Source organism: Brevibacterium sp. UCMA 11752 (assembly GCF_021532235.1).
Lineage (GTDB): Bacteria > Actinomycetota > Actinomycetes > Actinomycetales > Brevibacteriaceae > Brevibacterium > Brevibacterium antiquum.
Window position 1 is genome coordinate 684,134 of the sequence record NZ_JACBOS010000003.1, and the last position, 18,495, is coordinate 702,628.

General features: G+C 64.2%; 15 protein-coding genes. 4 read left to right on the forward strand and 11 right to left on the reverse strand.

The window, feature by feature from the left end; all coding sequences use genetic code 11:
* Nucleotides 1–119 precede the first annotated feature (119 nt).
* The 5 genes from HU144_RS03095 to glyA are packed head-to-tail and all read right to left on the reverse strand — an operon-like array spanning nt 120 to nt 6,747.
* Nucleotides 120–782, reverse strand: a complete 663-nt coding sequence (locus HU144_RS03095) for a sarcosine oxidase subunit gamma (RefSeq protein WP_235350092.1) — start codon at nt 780–782, stop codon at nt 120–122.
* A complete protein-coding gene (locus HU144_RS03100; protein WP_235350093.1) occupies nt 775–3,741 on the reverse strand; it encodes a 2Fe-2S iron-sulfur cluster-binding protein in 2,967 nt (988 codons plus the stop codon). Before HU144_RS03100 ends, HU144_RS03095 begins: the two co-directional genes overlap by 8 nt.
* Nucleotides 3,738–4,100 carry a sarcosine oxidase subunit delta gene (locus HU144_RS03105; protein ID WP_235350094.1) on the reverse strand — a complete coding sequence of 121 codons (363 nt, stop codon included), beginning with the start codon at nt 4,098–4,100 and terminating at the stop codon, nt 3,738–3,740. Before HU144_RS03105 ends, HU144_RS03100 begins: the two co-directional genes overlap by 4 nt.
* A gap of 26 nt (nt 4,101–4,126) precedes the next feature.
* A complete protein-coding gene (locus HU144_RS03110) occupies nt 4,127–5,344 on the reverse strand; it encodes a sarcosine oxidase subunit beta family protein (RefSeq protein WP_235350095.1) in 1,218 nt (405 codons plus the stop codon).
* Nucleotides 5,344–6,747: a serine hydroxymethyltransferase gene (glyA, locus tag HU144_RS03115; protein ID WP_328284269.1), complete on the reverse strand. Its 1,404-nt coding sequence runs from the start codon at nt 6,745–6,747 to the stop codon at nt 5,344–5,346. The genes HU144_RS03110 and glyA overlap by 1 nt, the downstream gene beginning before the upstream one ends.
* 106 nt (nt 6,748–6,853) lie before the next feature.
* Here glyA and HU144_RS03120 point away from each other — a divergent pair, with 106 nt between their 5' ends.
* A complete protein-coding gene (locus HU144_RS03120; protein WP_235350096.1) occupies nt 6,854–7,516 on the forward strand; it encodes a GntR family transcriptional regulator in 663 nt (220 codons plus the stop codon).
* Nucleotides 7,517–7,525: 9 nt separating this feature from the next.
* Here HU144_RS03120 and HU144_RS03125 read toward each other — a convergent pair whose 3' ends face one another.
* The 3 genes from HU144_RS03125 to HU144_RS03135 form a co-directional block, all read right to left on the reverse strand.
* Nucleotides 7,526–8,302, reverse strand: a complete 777-nt coding sequence (locus tag HU144_RS03125) for an IclR family transcriptional regulator (protein ID WP_235350097.1) — start codon at nt 8,300–8,302, stop codon at nt 7,526–7,528.
* Nucleotides 8,303–8,409: 107 nt separating this feature from the next.
* Nucleotides 8,410–9,660, reverse strand: a complete 1,251-nt coding sequence (locus tag HU144_RS03130; RefSeq protein WP_235350098.1) for an aminopeptidase P family protein — start codon at nt 9,658–9,660, stop codon at nt 8,410–8,412.
* A gap of 80 nt (nt 9,661–9,740) precedes the next feature.
* Nucleotides 9,741–11,054 (reverse strand): MFS transporter, encoded by a 1,314-nt coding sequence (locus HU144_RS03135; protein ID WP_235352648.1) that lies wholly within the window; start codon nt 11,052–11,054, stop codon nt 9,741–9,743.
* Nucleotides 11,055–11,315: 261 nt separating this feature from the next.
* Between HU144_RS03135 and HU144_RS03140 the strand changes: the two genes are divergently transcribed.
* Both HU144_RS03140 and HU144_RS03145 read left to right on the forward strand, forming a co-directional pair.
* The gene (locus tag HU144_RS03140; RefSeq protein WP_235350099.1) at nt 11,316–11,999 is read left to right on the forward strand and encodes a haloacid dehalogenase type II; all 684 of its coding nucleotides are present in this window, start codon (nt 11,316–11,318) and stop codon (nt 11,997–11,999) included.
* Between the two features lie 184 nt (nt 12,000–12,183).
* Nucleotides 12,184–12,921, forward strand: coding sequence for a mycothiol-dependent nitroreductase Rv2466c family protein (locus HU144_RS03145; RefSeq protein ID WP_235350100.1), 738 nt, complete (start codon nt 12,184–12,186; stop codon nt 12,919–12,921).
* 387 nt (nt 12,922–13,308) lie between these two features.
* Here HU144_RS03145 and HU144_RS03150 read toward each other — a convergent pair whose 3' ends face one another.
* Genes HU144_RS03150 through HU144_RS03160 form a run of 3 tightly spaced genes read right to left on the reverse strand, consistent with a single transcriptional unit; the run spans nt 13,309 to nt 17,634 of the window.
* Nucleotides 13,309–15,858 (reverse strand): cytochrome b/b6 domain-containing protein, encoded by a 2,550-nt coding sequence (locus HU144_RS03150; RefSeq protein ID WP_235350101.1) that lies wholly within the window; start codon nt 15,856–15,858, stop codon nt 13,309–13,311.
* Between the two features lies 1 nt (nt 15,859).
* Complete coding sequence (locus HU144_RS03155; protein WP_235350102.1) at nt 15,860–16,846, reverse strand: electron transfer flavoprotein subunit alpha/FixB family protein; 987 nt, start codon at nt 16,844–16,846, stop codon at nt 15,860–15,862.
* Between the two features lie 11 nt (nt 16,847–16,857).
* A complete protein-coding gene (locus HU144_RS03160; protein ID WP_235350103.1) occupies nt 16,858–17,634 on the reverse strand; it encodes an electron transfer flavoprotein subunit beta/FixA family protein in 777 nt (258 codons plus the stop codon).
* 390 nt (nt 17,635–18,024) lie between these two features.
* On the opposite strand from HU144_RS03160, the gene HU144_RS03165 reads away from it, so the two are divergent.
* A complete protein-coding gene (locus HU144_RS03165; RefSeq protein WP_198397359.1) occupies nt 18,025–18,483 on the forward strand; it encodes an Lrp/AsnC family transcriptional regulator in 459 nt (152 codons plus the stop codon).
* Nucleotides 18,484–18,495 lie beyond the last annotated feature (12 nt).

Below are 18,495 nucleotides of genomic sequence, written 5' to 3' on the forward strand. Positions count from 1 at the left end.
TCCACTGCTTCCTTGCTCGATGGGTGTACTCAATCATTGGGTGCGAGGCTCACGTCGGTCAACTTCGAACTCTCCGGTCGCGCGCGAGGCGCCCACGCCGACCCCGCTCCCTCCCGGTGTCAGTCGGTGAGGAATTCCGCCATGCCGTCGAGCAGCCAGCGGACCGCGAAGTCCGCGAAGCTCGCTCGCGGGTAGACCCGGTATTCGAGCTCCGATGAGTGGTGGACGATCACCGGCACCGGACCCATCTGGGTCGAGATCGCCTGGCCGACGCCGAAGGCACGAGGGTGCAGATCGGCGCGGACGCTCTTCTCCAGCACCTCCCTGGCTTTCGTCCCGGTGAGTTCGAGGATCGTGCGGTTGGCCGAGAGATCCACGGCCTGCCCGGGCAGACCTTCGAGGGCCGCCTCGGCGACGAGGGTCTCCCCGGGCTGCTGCTGTCGGGAGACGTCGACGGTGAGGAATTCATCGGGGCTCAGCCACAGCGTGTGCTGGCTCGCGGCGTCGCCGGTGACCTCGCCCACCTGCTGCGGCAAGGTGATTCCGAGCGCAGATTCGAGCGCCTCCGCCGAGGCGGTTCCCGGGGTGGCGCGCAATCCGAGCTGGACAGCGAACTGTCGTTCCTGCAGGCCAACGGCCTGTCCGCCGGTGGCAGCGGCGGTGGCCATGTCCTCGGCGAGGTGGGCTGCCGGTGAGATGCGGAGTGCATCGAGCACCTCGGCGGGGGTGTCGAAGTTCTGCTGCTCAGTGGTGGTCTGTGTGCTCTGGGTGGTGTCAGCCATCGCGACGGTTCCCTTCTGGATCGTAGAAGACGGGTGAGGTGATCTCGACGTCGACGAGTTCGCCGCCGACCGGAGACTGGGCGATCTCGCCCATCCGGTTCCGGCCGTTCTCGACGAGCGCGAGGCCGAAGGGTCGGTCCATGCTCGGTGAGATATAGGAGGAGGTGACGTGCCCGATCATCGGGACCGGTCCCGACTCGGGGGTGACCGGGGTGCCGGAGGTGATGAGCTGCGCGCCCTCGGCCAGGCGGGTCGTGCCGTCGACCGGGAGCACGCCGACGAGGTGCTTGCGGTCCTCGCGGGATGTATCGACCCGTGAGTAGGAGCGTTTGCCGATGAAGTCCTTGAGCTTCGAGACGATCCAGTCCATGTCCGCGTCCTGCGGGGTCACGGTCCCGTCGGTGTCCTGGCCGACGATGATGAAGCCCTTCTCCGCGCGGAGAACGTGCATGGTCTCGGTTCCGTAGGGGGTGATGCCGAACTCGGCACCAGCCTCGGCGACGGCTTCCCAGACGGAGAGCCCGTAGAAGTTCTCGACGTTGACCTCGAAGGCGAGCTCCCCGGAGAACGAGATTCGACAGATGCGCGCCGGAATGCCGCTCGCCAGGGTCGTCTCGCGGAAGCCCATGAACTCGAAGGCCTCATTGGACACGTCCAGGTGCGGGGCGAGCTTCGCAATGACCTCACGGGACTTCGGGCCGGCGACCGCAACGGTCGACCATTCTTCCGTCACCGAGGTGAAGACGACGTCGAGCTCGGGCCATTCGGTCTGGTGCCATTCCTCGAGCCATTCGAGGACGGTGGCAGCGCCGCCGGTGGTCGTGGTCATGTAGTAGCGGTCCTCGGCCACACGCAGGGTCACACCATCGTCGAAGACCATCCCATCGGGCTTGCACATGAGCCCGTAGCGGCCCTTGCCGATCGCCAGCTTTTTGAACCCGTTGGTGTAGATCTGGCCGAGGAACGTGCCGGCGTCGGTGCCGCGGATCTCGATCTTTCCCAGGGTTGAGGCATCCTGGAAGCCGACCGATTCGCGCACAGCCTTGCACTCGCGCAGCACCGCCGCGTCCATGTCCTCCCCGTTCTGCGGGTAGAACCAGGGCCGCTTCCACTGGCCTACGTCCTCGAATTCGGCACCGTGGTCGACGTGCCAGGGGTGGATCGCAGTGACCCGGGCGGGGTCGAAGAGCACGCCCTTGCGCCGACCGGCCAGTGCCGCGAAGGGCACGGGGGCGAAGGGTGCGCGGAAGGTCGTGTGGCCGACCGAGCCCAGGTCGTCCTCGCCCAGCACCTTTGCGATCGCGCCGATGGCGTTGACCGCACTGGTCTTGCCCTGGTCATTGGCTGTCGAGATCGAGGTGTAGCGCTTGATGTGCTCGACCGAGCGCATGCCCGCGTTCATCGCCCGCTGCACGTCAGCAACGGACTGGTCACGCTGGAAGTCGATGAAGTGCGTGGTCAGCGCCGTGTGGTCGTCGTTCGCCGAGGTGACCAGCCACAGCGGTCGGGTCTCGGCAGGGGGCACCGACGCTGCCGTCGGAGCACTGAGCAGGGCGAAGAATCCTGTACGTTCAGCGGCAGCATTGCCAGCTTCCGCACCCTGGCGGAGGGCTGCATCCAGCGAGTAGTCACCGTTGATCGCGCCGGCTGTGAACTGATCGCGCACGGGCCTCGTCGGGACGAAGGCGGCGATGTCGCTCCGCCAGACGATTGGCCCCTTGCGTTGCCCGTGCAGGTGGATGACGGGAGAGAATCCGCCCGCCACGGCCAGCAGATCCACGTCGATGACCTCGGAGTCGCCGGTGGCCACACCGTCGTCGTCGAGGCCCGAGACCGTGATCGCACTGATGCGTCCGGCAGGCCCCTCCGCTGCGGTGTCGCTGACCGCAGAACCGAGGATGAGCCGGGTTCCGGTTTCCCGGGCAACGTATTCCGCCATCGCCGAGGCGGTGGTCCGGGAGTCGATGATCGCGGGCACCTCGATGCCTGCCGTGTGAAGATCGGCGAGCAGTTCGTAGGCCGAGTCGTTCGTCGCGGATATCGCGACGGACTGACCGGCGGCGACGCCATAGCGATTGAGGTAGGTGCGCACGGCAGAGGCGAGCATGATGCCCGGTCGGTCGTTGTTGGCGAAGACGATCGGGCGTTCATGTGCTCCGGTGGCCAGCACGACCTGCTTGGCCCGGATATGCCAGACCCGCTGGCGGGTGCCCGGACGGGAAGTGCCGCTGGCTGCGGAGGCACCGTTGTCTGTTTCGCTGTCCTGCGCACCCGCTCCCCCGTTTTCAACGAGCTCAAGAGTGCGGTCTTCGAGGGCGACGAAGTAGTTCGAGTCGTAGCTGCCGAAGACGGTCGTGTTCGCTCGGTAGGTCAATTCCTCCGCCTCGGCGAACGAGGCGACGGTGGACTCGATCCACTCGGCTGCGGGCACCTTGTCGATGCTGTCTGCCGAACTCGACAGCAACGACCCACCGGGAGCGGACCTGTCGTCGAGCAGCAAGGTCCGGGCTCCGGACTTTCCTGCCTCACGTGCCGCAGCGAGTCCCGCGGGACCGGCGCCGATGACCAGCACATCGGTGTGGACGTGCTTGTGTTCGTAGACCAGTTCGTCCTGGCCGGGATCGAGGATGCCGAGACCGGAGAGGTAGTCGGCTTCGAGTCCTTCGGTGATCGGCACGCGGGTGGCAGGCAGCATGGATTCGCTGACGTCGCCGGAGATCCGTCCTTTGACGCGGACGAGTGCGTTGGACTCTTCGATTCCTGCACTCAGGATGCCACGGGCCCGTCCCAGGTAGGTCGAGTTGCCGCAGTCGATGCGTCCGGCGGCGATGAGCGCGCTGGCGATCGTGTCACCGGCGAAGCCGGAGTACGGCTGGCCGTCGACGCTGAAGGAGATGGGGCGCGATCGGTCGATGCCGGTCGTGTTCTCGAGGCGGGAATTCGTATCTGCGGAGGTCATCGTGCACCCTCACCTTCTGCTGGAGTCGGGTCCGCTTCGGCTGGAGGCGGTTCCGCGGTCACCGGTTGCTTCGTCGCAGCCTCCGCGGTCGTCGGACGGGCCTCGCCCATGGGGTAGATGGCTTTGAAGTCATAGGTCACGGTGTCGCGGATGGCGTTGAACCATTTGCGGCAGCCGAGGCTGTGACTCCACCGTTCGGCGTAGGCACCGCGGTCGTTGTCGCGGTAGAAGAGGAATTCGGCCCACTCTTTGTCGCTGAGCGCGTGGGGGTCGGCCGGGTAGGCGACGTGTGCCTGGCCGCCGTAGTGGAACTCGGTTTCGTCGCGTGGCCCGCAGTACGGGCAGCTGATGAGAAGCATGGCAGGTCCTTCTGTCTCGTATTCGCTCAGTGCGCCACGGCTGCGGCGCCGTGCTCGTCGATGAGGTGGCCGGTTTCGAACCGGTCGAGGGCGTAGGGGGCGTTGAGCGGGTGGGGTTCGTCATTGGCGATGGTGTGGGCGAAGGTCAGTCCGGCGGCGGGCGTGCCCTTGAAGCCACCGGTGCCCCAGCCGCAGTTGGCATAGAGGCCCTGGACTTCGGTCTTCGACACGATGGGCGAGGCGTCGAGGGTGACGTCGACGATGCCGCCCCAGGTGCGCAGCACGTGGGCGCGGGCGAAGATCGGGAACAGTTCGACAGCAGCGGCCAGCTGTTCCTCGATGACGTGGAAGCCGCCTCGTTGGCCATAGCCGTTATAGGAATCAACCCCGGCACCCATGACGAGTTCCCCCTTGTGCGCCTGGGAGACGTAGACGTGGACATGGTTGGACATGACCACGGTCGGGTGCACGGGTTCGAAGAGTTCGGACACGAGCGCCTGCAGCGGGTGGGACTGGATCGGCAGACGGATGCCGGCCATGTCTGCGAGCACCGAGGAGTCACCGGCCACGCACATGGCGACCTTCTCGGTGGCGATGTGGCCGCGGGTGGTTTCGACGCCGACGACCTTGTCGCCGATGCGTTCGATCCCGGTGACCTCGCAGTTCTGGATGATGTCGACGCCCATCTCATCGCACTTGCGGGCGAATGCCCAGGCAACGTGATCATGCTTGGCGATGCCGGCGCGCGGCTGATAGGTCGCGCCCATCACCGGGTAGCGCAGGTCGTCGCCGATGTTGATGATCGGGCAGACTTCCTTGACCTGCTTGGGGTCGAGCCACTCGGCGTCAACTCCGTTGAGTGCGTTCGCATTCACCCGTCGCTGAGACTCGCGCACGTCTTGCAGGGTATGGGCGAGGTTGAGCACGCCGCGCTGGGAGAAGAGGAAGTCGTAGTCGAGTTCCTCGGGCAGCTGCTCCCAGAGCTTGAGCGACTTCTCGTACATGGCTGCGGACTCGTCCCACAGGTAGTTCGAGCGGATGATGGTCGTGTTGCGGGCCATGTTGCCGCCGGCCAGCCAGCCGCGTTCGAGGATCGCGATGTTGGTCATGCCGTGGTTCTTGGCCAGGTAGTACGCAGTGGCCAGACCGTGCCCGCCGCCGCCGATGATGACGGCCTCGTAGGACTTCTTCGGTTCCGGGTTGCGCCACAGGAAGTCGGGGTGTTCGGGGAGTTGATCAGCCATCAGCGTGCTCCGATTTCGTTCATGGTGGGGTAGAGCGGGTGGGCGGTCGCCAGAGCCGACACACGGTCGCTGAGCTCGGCGATGACCTGCGGTTCGGCACCGGCCTCGGCAGCGCCGGCCTTGAGCACCTCGGCGATGATGCCGGCCACTTCGGCGAAGGCAGCGGAACCGAACCCGCGGCTGGCCAGGGCCGGGGTGCCGATCCGCAGGCCGGAGGTGACCATCGGCGGGCGCGGATCGTTCGGCACAGCATTGCGGTTGACGGTGATGCCGATCGAGGCGAGCAGGTCTTCGGCCTGTCCACCGTCGAGGACGGAGTTGCGCAGGTCGACGAGGACGAGGTGGACGTCGGTGCCGCCGGTGAGGACGGTGATCCCGAGGTCGGCGACATCGGATTCGCCGAGGCGTCGAGCGAGTTCCGCTGCACCGGACAGGGTCCGCGCCTGCTTCTCGATGAAGGTCTCGGTGGCGGCGAGACCGAAGGCCACGGCCTTGCCTGCGATGACGTGCTCAAGCGGCCCACCCTGCTGACCGGGGAAGACTGCGGAATTGACCTTCTTCGCGATGTCAGCGTCGTTGGTGAGGATGATCCCGCCGCGTGGACCGCCGAGGGTCTTGTGCGTCGTCGAGGTCACGACGTGGGCGTGTGGGACCGGAGAGGGATGCAGCCCTGCCGCGACGAGCCCGGCGAAGTGTGCCATGTCGACCATGAGGTAGGCACCGACGGAATCGGCGATACGACGGAACTCGGCGAAGTCGAGCTGGCGGGAGTAGGCCGACCAGCCGGCGACGATGAGTTTGGGCTGGTGCTCCTGAGCGAGGCGATCGACCTCGGCCATATCGATGCAGTTGGTGTCCTCGCGCACACCGTAGGCGGCGATGTTGTAGAGACGACCGGAGAAGTTGATCTTCATGCCGTGGGTGAGATGCCCGCCGGCGGCGAGGTCGAGACCGAGCACGGTGTCGCCTGGTCGGATGAGTGCGTGCATGACAGAGGCGTTGGCCTGAGCGCCGGAGTGGGGCTGCACGTTGGCGAATTCGGCGCCGAAGAGTGACGTGACGCGGGCGATGGCGAGGCGCTCGACCTCGTCGACGTGCTCGCAGCCGCCGTAGTAACGACGCCCGGGGTAGCCCTCTGCGTATTTGTTGGTCAACACCGATCCCTGCGCGGCCATGACGGCGGAGGCGGTGTGGTTCTCCGAGGCGATCATCTCGAGTCCCTCGCGCTGACGAGCAAGCTCCGCATCGATGAATCCGGCGATCTCGGGGTCGAGTTCGGCGAGGGAAGTGCTCAGCTCGACGGGCTCTCTGCTGGCGAATTCTGCGCAGGGCCGACTCGATGACGGGCCTGTGGCCTGCGCCGACGTCGCAGTTTCGCAACGTTCCGCGAGTTGTTCTGTCATGTGATCTCCTTCGACCATTTGATCGTCAACTAATATATCAGATGCGTTCCTGTAGTCTATGACGAGAAAACACGAAAGTGCAATGGGTGATTTCAGGAGATTGATAATGTCGTCGTCGGCTACCGTGAGCTCACCGAAGGTTTCCCTGGCCGAACGCGCCTATGAGATTCTTCGACACCGCCTCATCATGCTCGACATCGCCCCCGGTGACCCCATCAACGAGGCGGCCCTGAGCGCAGAGCTCGAGGTCGGACGGACCCCGATCAGGGAAGCGCTCAAGCGTCTGGAGAGCGACCATCTCGTCGTCTCCTACTCCCGACGCGGAACCTTCGCGAGCAATGTCGACCTCAAAGACCTGTCGACGATCTCCGAGATGCGAGAGGTCCTCGAACCTATCGCCGCCCGCAAGGCCGCCCGCAACCTCACTCCTGAGCGCCGCCGCGAATTCGAGGCGACAGTCGCCGACCTGCGCGAGCTCAGCGCCGACGATGAACCGCGCGCCCTCATGGAGCGTGATCTCGAAGTCCATCGCCTCATCTACAGCTCGGTCGACAACCCCCACCTGATGGAGACCCTCGTGCGCCTGGACGACCTGGCCACCAGGATCTGGTGCCTTGTCATCCCTCGCATTCCAGACCTGATCGGCCACATCCGCGAGCACATCGACCTCCTCGAGGCGATCCTCGAGGGCAAGGAGTCGGCTGTCGAAGCTCACGCGGCCGAACACGTCCGCGAATTCGACAAGACACTGCGCTCCGCCCTGCGCTGAGTTCTGAGGTCAGCGTCCCCCCAGACGCTGTGAGACCCGACGAGCAGTTTCCACACACCGCTCACCAAGACTCGTAATCTGCTCCGCATCGGTGCGGAATTTGGGAGCGGCGATGAGAACGGCTGCAACGAGCGCTCCCCGATGGTCGTGGACACCTGCTGCGATGCCGACCTCATTCGGTGACGTTTCAGCGTCGTTGAGCGCGTAGCCACGATCGCGATTGCTCTCCAGGAGGTCACGGTACTTGTCGAAACCGCCGGAGCTGGAGTCCAGCCCCTGGAGTGTGCCGCTGTCGACAAGGGCGTGTATCTCTTCGATTTCTTCGAAAGCAAGGAAGACCTGCACCGATGCGCTGTAGGCGGTCTGATACCGCGATCCCAGACTCGAGGTGTGCTTGACCTGCTGGGGACTGGGGATCTGCTCGACGGTGATCGCCTCGGCCCCGTTCCACACGATGAGTGCACTGGTCTCCCCGGTTTCGCGGGTCAGGTCCTGAAGCATCGGATAGGCGGCCCTTCTGACATCGAGATCGGCGAGCAAGGGCCCGGCGATCGCGAGGATTCCGAGACCCAGTCGGTAGCGGCGAGACGATTCCTGCTCGACGATGCCCTGGGCCTCGAGTGCGGTGAGGATTCTGGACACTGTGCTCTTGTGCAGACCCACTCGCGGCGCGATCTCCGTGACGCCGAGCTCCTGCCGATCCGGGGAGAAGCAGCGGAGGATCGACACAGTGTTCTCGATGACGGAGGCACCGCGGTGGGAGGTGTCGGAAGACTGTCGAGGCATGGTGTCAGTGTATTCGTCCGCGGGCACCGACTGACGATGCCCGCGGACGTTACCGGGATCCAACCCGGTCCTTCCTGTTTCAGTTCCTGCGTGAGTGGTCGTCCCGCTCAGGCAGGGATGATGTTGTGCTCGGGTCCGAAGGGGAACTTCGTGATGTCCTCGGACCCGGACTCACCCACAACGCAGATATCGTGCTCGCGATAGCCCCCGGCTCCCGGCTGCCCTTCGAGAACGGTGATCATCGGCTCCATCGACACGACCATGCCCGGCTCGAGCACGGTGTCGATGTCCTCGCGCAGTTCGAGACCGGCTTCGCGGCCGTAGTAGTGGCTGAGTACACCGAAGGAGTGACCGTAGCCGAATGTGCGGTTCGGGAACAGTCCGTGCTCGAGGTAGATCTCGTTGAGCTCGGCAGCGATGTCCTTGCAGACTGCTCCCGGCTTGATCAGTTCGATCCCCCGCTTGTGCACCTCGACGTTGACGTTCCACAGGTCGAGCGAGGCCTGGTCGGGCTCACCGTAGAACAGGGTGCGCTCGAGAGCGGTGTAGTAGCCCGAGGGCATCGGAAAACAGTTGAGACTGAGGATGTCGCCTTTGCGCACCTTCCGCGTCGTCGCCCAATTGTGCGCTCCGTCGGTGTTGATGCCCGACTGGAACCACACCCAGGTGTCGCGGATCTCCTGGTCAGGGAACGTCTTTGCGATCTCGTGGACCATCGCCTCGGTGCCGATGAGGGCAACCTCGTACTCGCTGATGCCTTCGGTGATCGCAGCCTTGATCGCCTCTCCACCGAGGTCTCCGATCCGGGCGCTGTGCTTGATGACCTCGATCTCCTCGCCCGACTTGATCATGCGCTGACGCATCGCAGGCTGTGAGATATCGACGAGACTCGCGGATGGGAACGCCGCCTGAATTTTATTGCGATTCTCCAGCGGCAAATTGTCGTCCTCGACCCCGAGGCGCTTCGGAGTATCGATGCCGCGCTGACGCAGGCCCTCCCGAATCGCATAGAGGTAGTTGTCGCGACGCCAATCCGTGTAGACGATGTTCTCGCCATAGCTCGTCCGCCAAGGCATGCCCGCGTCGATGTTGGCCGTAATCGTCACCGAGTCATCTGACGTGACGACCATCGCGTAGGAGCGACCGAAGTAGGTGAAGAGGAAGTCCGAATAGTACTTGATGTTGTGATAGGAGGTGAGTACGACAGCGTCAAGCTCCTTCTCGGCCATGATCGCCCGCAATCCGGTCAGCCGACGCTCCATCTCTGCGTCAGAGAACGTCAGCTTCGACTTGGAGCCGTTGTGGAGGACCTTGAGGCGCTCGAGATCGGCGACAGAGGCGGTGTTGGTGGTGGTCATGAGATCTCCTTCTCGTGTGGGTGAACCGTGGGTGAGTCGGGGTGCGTTGCGGGTGAGCAGGGAGCGGTGCGTCTGCGCGATCAGACGTCGCGCAGAGGTTTGTGGAACGTTTCCTTGGCACAGAGGACTGCGCCCAGGCAGACGACGGCGGCAGCCATGAGATACCAGCCGGGCGCCAGCGCCGAATTCGTCATGCCGATGAGCAGAGTGGCCATGAACGGTGCTGTGCCGCCGAAGAGGGAGTTCGAGAGGTTGAAGCTGACGGCGAATCCGCTGTAGCGGATCCTCGTCGGGAACATCTCGGCGAGGAAGGTCGGCAGCGTCCCGTCGTTGAGGGTGAGCATGCCGCCCAGCGCGATCTGGACGAGGACGACGACGGTGAAACTGCCGGAGCCGAGAAGCATGAACGCCGGGACCGTGAAGATGATGAAGACGATGGAGGCGATGAAGAGCATCCGCTTGCGCCCGAACCGGTCCGAGGCCAGCCCTGTCAGCAGGATGAAGCCGATATACGTCAGCAGCGCGATCGTCGTGGCGACGAAGGATTCGGTGGCACCGTATCCCAATTCCGTCGTGAGGTAGGTGGGCATATAGGTGAGCACCACGTAGAAACCGACTGCATTGAGCAGAACCGCGCACATGGCGATGATGAGGGGTCGCCAATGGTCGCGGAACATTGCGAAGACCGGCGCCTTGATGACTTCGTCCTCTTGTGCCAGTTCACGGAAGGCCGGGGTGTCTTCGAGTCGTGTGCGTATATAGCGGCCGATGAGACCCATGGGAGCCGCGAGGAAGAACGGCAGCCTCCACCCCCAAGTCTCCAACTGCACGTCGGTGAGCACAGAGGTCAGGATCGCGGCGAGCACGGAGCCCAACAGGAGTCCGGAAGCGGTGCTGGCCGGGACCACTGCCCCGTAGAGACCACGCCGGCCTGGGGGTGCGTATTCGACGAGGAATGCCGAGGCGCCCGCGTACTCACCCGCCGCGGAGAAGCCCTGCACGAGACGGACGAGCAGGAGGAGAAGCGGCGCGAACAGACCGACCATGGCGTAGCTGGGCAGCAGTCCGATGGCGAAGGTCGAGACCGACATGATGAGGATCGACACGGACAGCGCCGATCGACGACCGATCTTGTCACCGATGTGGCCCCAGATGAACCCGCCGATCGGACGGACGACGAAGGATACCGCGAAGACCGCGAAGGTCGAGAGCAGGGCGATGTTGCCCTCGGAGGCGGGGAAGAAGACGAGTGCGATCGTGGCCGCGAAGTATCCGTACACGCCGTAGTCGAACCACTCGACGAAGTTGCCGATGAAGCTCGCCGAGATGACACGGCGCAGGACGCGTTTCTGTTTGACCGAAGGGGACGTGGCGGCAGCCGAGATCTGAGACATGGTCACACCGCCGATCTCATGGGAGCGAATATCGACATCGTTGTCTTCTCCATCATCGTGACTGATACGAAGGTGTTGCATTCCTTGCAACCCTGTTGCATAAACACTAAGGGGCCGGAGTGACAGGGTCAAGGGTGTCTACCAAGAAGAACTTTCATCGGGCCGCCCGAATCGACTCTTGTGCACGGTGCCTGTTCCGCATCCCGAGGTTCGGGCAGAATGGACTGACTGAACTTGACCCGTGCTGTGAAGGAGAGCGTTGTGAGCACCAGGCCCTCAATCATCGTCTTCGACGTGAACGAAACCCTTTCGGACATGTCACCACTGGCCGGGGTCTTCGAGGAGGTCGCGGCGCCCGGGACGATGGCCGAGCTCTGGTTCACCACCCTGCTCAGAGACGGATTTGCCCTGACCGCGGCAGGCGACAACGTCGGATTCTCCGAAGTGGGCACCGAAGCACTGCACAGATTGCTCAGCCGCGTCGACCTCAACCGGGATCGGAATCAGGCGGTGGAACACATCATGGTCGGCATGGCATCGTTGGGGGTGCATCCTGACGTCCCCGGAGGGGTCCGCAGTCTGAGTCAGGCCGGGTTTCGACTGGTCACCTTGTCCAACGGCTCCACTGCGATTGCTGAGAGCCTCTTCGAGCGGGCTGGGATCGGCGACTCGTTCGAGTCTCTGCTCTCGGTCGAAGACGCCCCGGCATGGAAACCAGCCCCGGCTGCCTACCACTACGCAGCTCGAATGAGCGGTGCCGATCCTTCGGAGATGATGCTGGTCGCCGTCCACCCTTGGGACATCCACGGTGCAGCCAGGGCGGGCCTCCAAACCGCTTGGATCAGCCGCTCGAGCACCTCCTACCCCGGCTGCTTCTCTCCACCGGACCACATCGTCACCGACTTGACCGAGCTGCCTTCCGTCCTGGCTTCCCGGAACCCGTGAGCCGACGTCAGCGGCCAGGCGAGTAACGATCATCCCTACGGCTGTCCATGGGCTCATCGCCGATGCGGCATGTAATCCCGCGGAACAATGGATGTGCCGACGATAGCTGACAGGACCAGTAATGCAGCGCTGCGCCACATCCCAGGCTTGACGCTGGTCGTCCGACGGTGCAAGCGTTGGCCGCATGAACGCCGACATACGCTTCTATTTTGACCCGGTCTGCCCATTTGCATGGATGACGAGCAAATGGGTACGGCAAGTGCAAGCCCAGCGCGACTACACCGTGGACTGGAGATTCATCTCATTGCGTGTGATCAATGCCGATGTTGACTACGATGCGCAGTTTCCACCCGAATACGAGGCCAGGCATACGGCCGGACTTCGGCTTCTGCGAGTGGCAGCTCGGGCACGAGCGGAATTCGGGCGCGAGTCCGTGAGTGCCTTGTATGCAGCGATGGGGAGGCACATCTTCGATGGCGCGGCTGATTGGCCGAACCACCGTTCTGAAGACCAGGTGCGTGACGAACGCGGGACACAGGAGTTCGCGGAAGCGATCCTCGCCGAGGCTGGCCTGCCCGTGGAGTTGGCGCAGGCCCTCGACGATGCAACCTGGGACGCTGAGATTCGCCAGGAGACAGGTGAGGCACTCGCGCTGACAGGGAAGGACGTGGGCACACCGATCATCCACTTCTCGCCGCCCGAGGGTGTGGCCTTCTTCGGGCCGGTGATCAGTCGGCTGCCGGACGAGGACGCGGCCGTCGAGCTGTGGGACCATGTCATCGGACTGGCAAGCTTCCCCGCCTTCTCAGAGCTCAAGCGCAGTCTGCGGGAGCGACCGCAGCTTGCTGCTTTCGGCGTCGACACCGATTCAGTCGGTCAGCAGGAGGATTGGCACGGCGGCAGCCGTCGGCAGAAGATGTGATCGGCCTGCGCCGAATGCCGTTGGGTCGACGAAGACACCGCTGGCGAAGTCGGTGCTCGACTCACCGGAGGCCATGAGCTCCCACCTCTGTCGTGAGAGACACGGTGCTTGTTGGCGAACAAGGTTGCCAGGTCACTTGAGTCGCAGGTGACAGCCTCGTCCGCCGGTGCTATCAGCGGACGAGCAGATTGCCGAACGCTCCGGGCAGGCGTTCGACGGCATCCCAAGAGCGCTCACCGAGAATTGACGTCGACGATGACGCACAAGTGCCGGTACACGCCTCGTCAAAGCGAATGGGCCCCTGCAGGACGCTATCGTCCTGCAGGGGCCCTCCTCGTCCCGCGCTTCCAGCTGCGCCCCGGAGTCGTTCCTCCGCTGCGAGCCCCGCTACCGGCTGGAGACGCGACCGAACATATTGGCGATCGGCGCCAGCAGCATCGGTCTGGCGGCGAACCAGCCTCCGACGACGACTGCCAGTGAGACCACGAACCAGATGAATCCGACCCAGTTGTCCGCGTGCGTGCCTGCGAACATGTGGTTGAGGTTCTGCAGGATACCGGTCGTGAACACGAGGAACACGTGGATGAGGACGAACACGACGAAGAAGATCATCGTCGGGAAGTGGATCGCACGAGCCAGCGGTGCCGGGTAGAACTTGTTGAGCTTCGTGGCGTCCTTCGGCCACCATTCGCTCATCCGCACACCGGTGATCGCAGCCAGTGGAGCCGCGATGAAGATGACGATGAAGTACATGAGTTGCTGGAGCGAGTTGTAGTTGACCCACGCGTTCTCGGCAGGCCACTCGAGAGTCATGTACTGCAGCATCGCGGATACAGCATTCGGGAAGACTTCCCAGCTGGTCGGCACGATCCGCGCCCAGTGTCCGGAGATGAACAGCAGGACGACGAAGACAACACCGTTGGCCAGCCACAGCAGATCCAGGCTCGTGTGCAGCCATAGGTTGATGCTGACCTTCTTGCCACCCTTCTTCGGGGTGTAGAAGGCCGGCGGCTTCTGCTGGTGACGTACCTGCAGACCCGAACGGATGATGAGCACGATGAAGAAGATGTTGAGGAAGTGCGTCCAGCGGGCCCACGCGGGGAACCCTGGGTCGACGAACTCGGGCAGGTGGTATTCGCCCGGGTAGCGTTCGAGGAACTCGGGCACACCGGGCAGAGTCGTGACTCCACGGGCCGCGAGGACGATGATCCCTGCAGCCACGATGAGTCCGCCGAGTCCGAGGCCACCGAGCTTCGCCCACTGACCCACGGACTTCGAACCGATCATCGTCGGTTCCTTCTTCTTCGCGGCAGCAGGTTTGGCCGCCGCCGAGCTCGAGGCAGAGGCCGATTTCGCCGGTGCGGAGCTCGCCTTCGCGGCAGGCTTGTCGGCCTGCTTGGCAGCCGGCTTCGCGGTCGCCTTGTCCGTGGCCTTGGCAGCAGGCTTGGCCATCGGCTTCCGCTGCGCCGGCCCTGCGGACTTCGGCAGTCCGGATCGGGAAGGCTTGTCTTCCGCCGAGGCGGCTGCTGGCTTCTCGTCCGAGCTCGACGAGGCAGCCACGGCACCGGCCGCACCTGCATCGACGGCCGCGGCTCCCGCTGCGGCAGCCGGAGCTGCCGACGAGGAGTCGGAACCCGCCTGTGCGGAGGTGTCTGTCTGTGCCGAGGAGTCCGCTGCTGGCTTCTCAGCCAGGGCAGCGGTGTCCGCCTCTGTGGCAGCGGGCGTCGAGGCGGCGCCGGTCGACGTGCTGTCGGACGAGCCTGCACGTGAAGCGTCCGCTTCGGTCGAGGCAGATATCGAAGCAGAGGTGGCGCCGGCACTCGCCGGAGCGAAGCCCTCGGGCGGCCATGGGTCGCCACCGGCGACGCGAGGCAATCCGCGGCGAAGCGGTGTGTCGCTGAGTTCGCCGGAGGATTTCTTCCCGGACGCGGCAACCGCCGCACCAGCGCCGACAGCTGCGCCGGCGACACCGGCAGTTGCTGCAGCGGCTGGAGCTGCCGATGACTTTTCCGTCTCGGCAGGCTGTTCACCCGCAGTTGGAGCTTCTTGATCAGTCGATGCGTTTGAGGCTTCGGCGGCCGGAGCAGCCGCAGCTGCCGGCGCCGATGAGGACGCAGAAGTGGTCGAGGCGGCTTTCGCACCAGCCGGAGCCAGACCTTCTGGTGGCCACGGATCGCCCCCGGACACGCGAGGCAGTCCCCGACGCAGAGGAACGTCACCAGCAGATGCAGGCTCAGTCGCTGCGGACTCAGCCGGCGCAGTCTCAGCTGCAACAGGTTCTTCCGAAGCGGTTGTGTCCTGGGCGTCGGAGTCTGATGCCACTGCGGCTGTGCCCACAGCGGCTCCTGCACCCGCGGTCGCGACTGCGGCGGCAGGAGCAGCAGAGGACTCGGAGTCGGACTGAGCTTCCGGTTCGCTCTCGGCATCCGAAGTGCTCGAAGGAGCCTTCACACCGGCAGGCGCGAGGCCTTCCGGCGGCCACGGCTCGCCGCCTTCGACACGGGGCAGACCACGGCGCAGCGGAACCTCACTGCTCGCCTCGGCGGCAGATTCGGACGATTCAGACGGCTGCTCGAGCGCCTCAACGGACCCTGAGCTCTCAATGGACCCTGAGCTCTCAACGGCTCCTGAGCCCTCATCGGAGTCATCTGCTGAATCCGCATCCTCATTCGAATCTGAGGCAACAGCGGTCGTGCCCGCCGCGACGCCAGCCGCGCCGACGGCAGCCCCAGTTCCAACGGCAGCACCGGTCCCGACGGAGCCGGATTCGTCGACGGACTCGTCCGGGGCAGCCGAATCTTCCGGCTCGAAGGACCCTTCCGACACAACTGAGGCGCCCGGCTCGAGCGGCTCACCGATGACGCCTTCAGGTGGCCATGGCTCACCGCCCTCTACTCTGGGCAGGCCCGAGCGCAGCGAACTGGAGTATGTGGCCATATCAGGACTGTTTCGCTTTCAAGGTCTCGATCGACTGCGGGACGACCTTGAACAGGTCACCGACTACGCCGTAATCGGCGATGTCGAAGATCGGCGCTTCGCCGTCCTTGTTCACAGCGACGATGGTCTTCGAGGTCTGCATGCCGGCCTTGTGCTGGATCGCACCCGAGATGCCCAGTGCCACATAGAGCTGCGGCGACACGGAGACACCGGTCTGTCCGACCTGGTGGGACTGGGCGATGTAGCCGGCGTCGACGGCCGCACGTGAGGCACCGAGAGCAGCACCGAGGACATCGGCGAACTCACCGACGAGCTCGAAGGACTCTTCCGAGCCGACACCGCGGCCACCGGAGACGACCTTCGAGGCACCGCGCAGCTCGGGACGAGACGAGGTCTCGACGACGGCATCGAAGGAGTCGATCTGGGCCGATCGCTTGCCGGAATCGGCAACCTCGAGGGCCTGGGCGTTCGCGGACTGAGCTTCGCCACGGGTCTCGATGGATCCCTGACGGACGGTGATGACCGGGGCGCCGAAAGTCGGTGCCGAGGATGCGGTGTAGCCACCACCGTAGACGGAGTGGTTGGCCACGATGCCCTCACTGTCACGCTCGACACCCAGGGCATCGACGGACAGAGCCGAACCGCTGCGCACTGCGAATCGTCCGGCGATGTCGCGCCCGTCGATCGAGTGCGAGAGGAGGACGGCGTCGGGGGCGACAAGATCGCTCGCGGCACTCAGAGCGTCGACTGCGAAGGTTCCCAGCGCAGAGTTGCCCTCTGGAACCTCGGCAGTGAGAACCTGGGCAGCACCAAATGATGCGGCCTGTTCGGCTGCCGCCTCACCCTGACCAGCAGGTGCGAGGACCAGCGCGACGGGCGAACCGATCTCACCGGCGCCGCCGAGCAGCTCAGCCGCCGGCTTCTCCAGCTGACCTTCGGCATCGGCGGTCAGGACGGCGAGAATGGAGTCTTGTGGGAATTCGGACATATCGATTCTCCTTAGGCCAGTTTGTTCTTGATGAGGTATTCGGCGAGCTCTGCTCCGCCGTTTCCTTCGTCGACGATCTTCTCTCCGGCTTCACGCGGCGGCTTCTCGGCCACCGTGACCATGATCGATCGTGCTGTGGACTGGTCGTTGGCATCGACCTCGAGGTCGGACAGGCTGATGACCTCGAACGGCTTCTTCTTGGCCGCCATGATGCCCTTGAAGTTCGGGAACCGGGCCTCGGGAAGCGCCTCGGTGATGGAGATTACGGCTGGAAGCTCGGCGTTGACTTCCTGCTTGCCGGCCTCGACTCCGCGGGTTCCTGCTACCTTGCCGTCGCTGATCTCGACCGAGGTCAGGCCAGTCACGTGAGGGAAGTCCAAGTGCTCGCCGAGCATCGCGGGAATCATGCCGCCGTTGCCGTCGGTGGAGACGTTGCCGGTCACGACGAGGTCGAAGCCGCCACGGCGAATGGCTGCTGCCAGGACTTCGGCGGTGAGGCCGAGATCGGCACCTAGGAGCTCCTCGTCAGACACGTGCACGGCGTTGTCCGCGCCCATGGCCAGGCCCTTGCGGATCGTGGCGGTCGCGGTGTCGGGTGCCATCGAAATGACGGTCACCTCGGTTCCGTCGCTGCCATCCTTATAGGAGAGAGCCACTTCGAGGGCACGCTCGCCGATTTCGTCGAGGACCGCTTCCGAAGCGGAACGATCCGCCAAACCGGTCTCCAAATTCAGTTTCCGATCCCCGTATGTATCCGGGACCTCTTTGACCAACACCGCGATCTTCAAGGATGACTCCTATTCCGTGAGGCAATTCATCTGCAAATGAGACTTCTGCCTCATAATCTACAGTCAGCACGTTCTCGTCCGACACCCGGGTCCGCGAGGAAGCCCGGAAAAGTACTCAGTCAGACATCTTACTTCCTGTGTGCTGCAGCTAACATGCTTATTGTACGAACGTTCGAACAAATTCTACCTGCGCAGACCGATTGCGCCTACATCGTGGCGACTCAAGCGGACCTCACCGTGGCGACTGAAGCGATTGCGGAAGGAGTGAGAGCGCGCTCAAGAAACGGGCCCTAGAATGGAGCCACCGACCGTGACCAGGCAACGACCGCCCTTGGAAACGAAAGTGACCCGGTGAGTCCGACGCCCGCATCAACGTTGAAGGAGCGCCTCGTGGCATTCGACCTCGACGACATCGACCGCAGCATCATCGCTGCCCTTGTCGACGACTCGCGCCTGAGCGTCCGCCAGCTGGCCGAGCAGGTGCACATCTCGCGATCGGCCGCCCACAAGCGCTTCTCCGTTCTCGTCGAATCCGGGGCGATCAGGAAATTCACCGCCGAGGTGGACCGCAGCGCCCTCGGAATGACTGTGACCGCGGTGGTCGTCGTCAAAATCGGCGATCGGCCCTGGCCCGAAGTCAGGGACGACCTCGCCGAGTTGCCGTTCGTCGAGAAGGTTCAGGCCGTCAGCGGTGACATCGATGCTCTGGTGACCGTGAATGCTCCCGACAACACGGCACTGTCACAGGTCATCCTGCGCAGAATCCACGAAGTCCCCGGCGTAGTGTCCTCCCGCTCACTGCTCATCCTCGATGAGGCGGAAGGACACCGTCCCGGTTCGGGTCACTGATCCTCGGGTCAC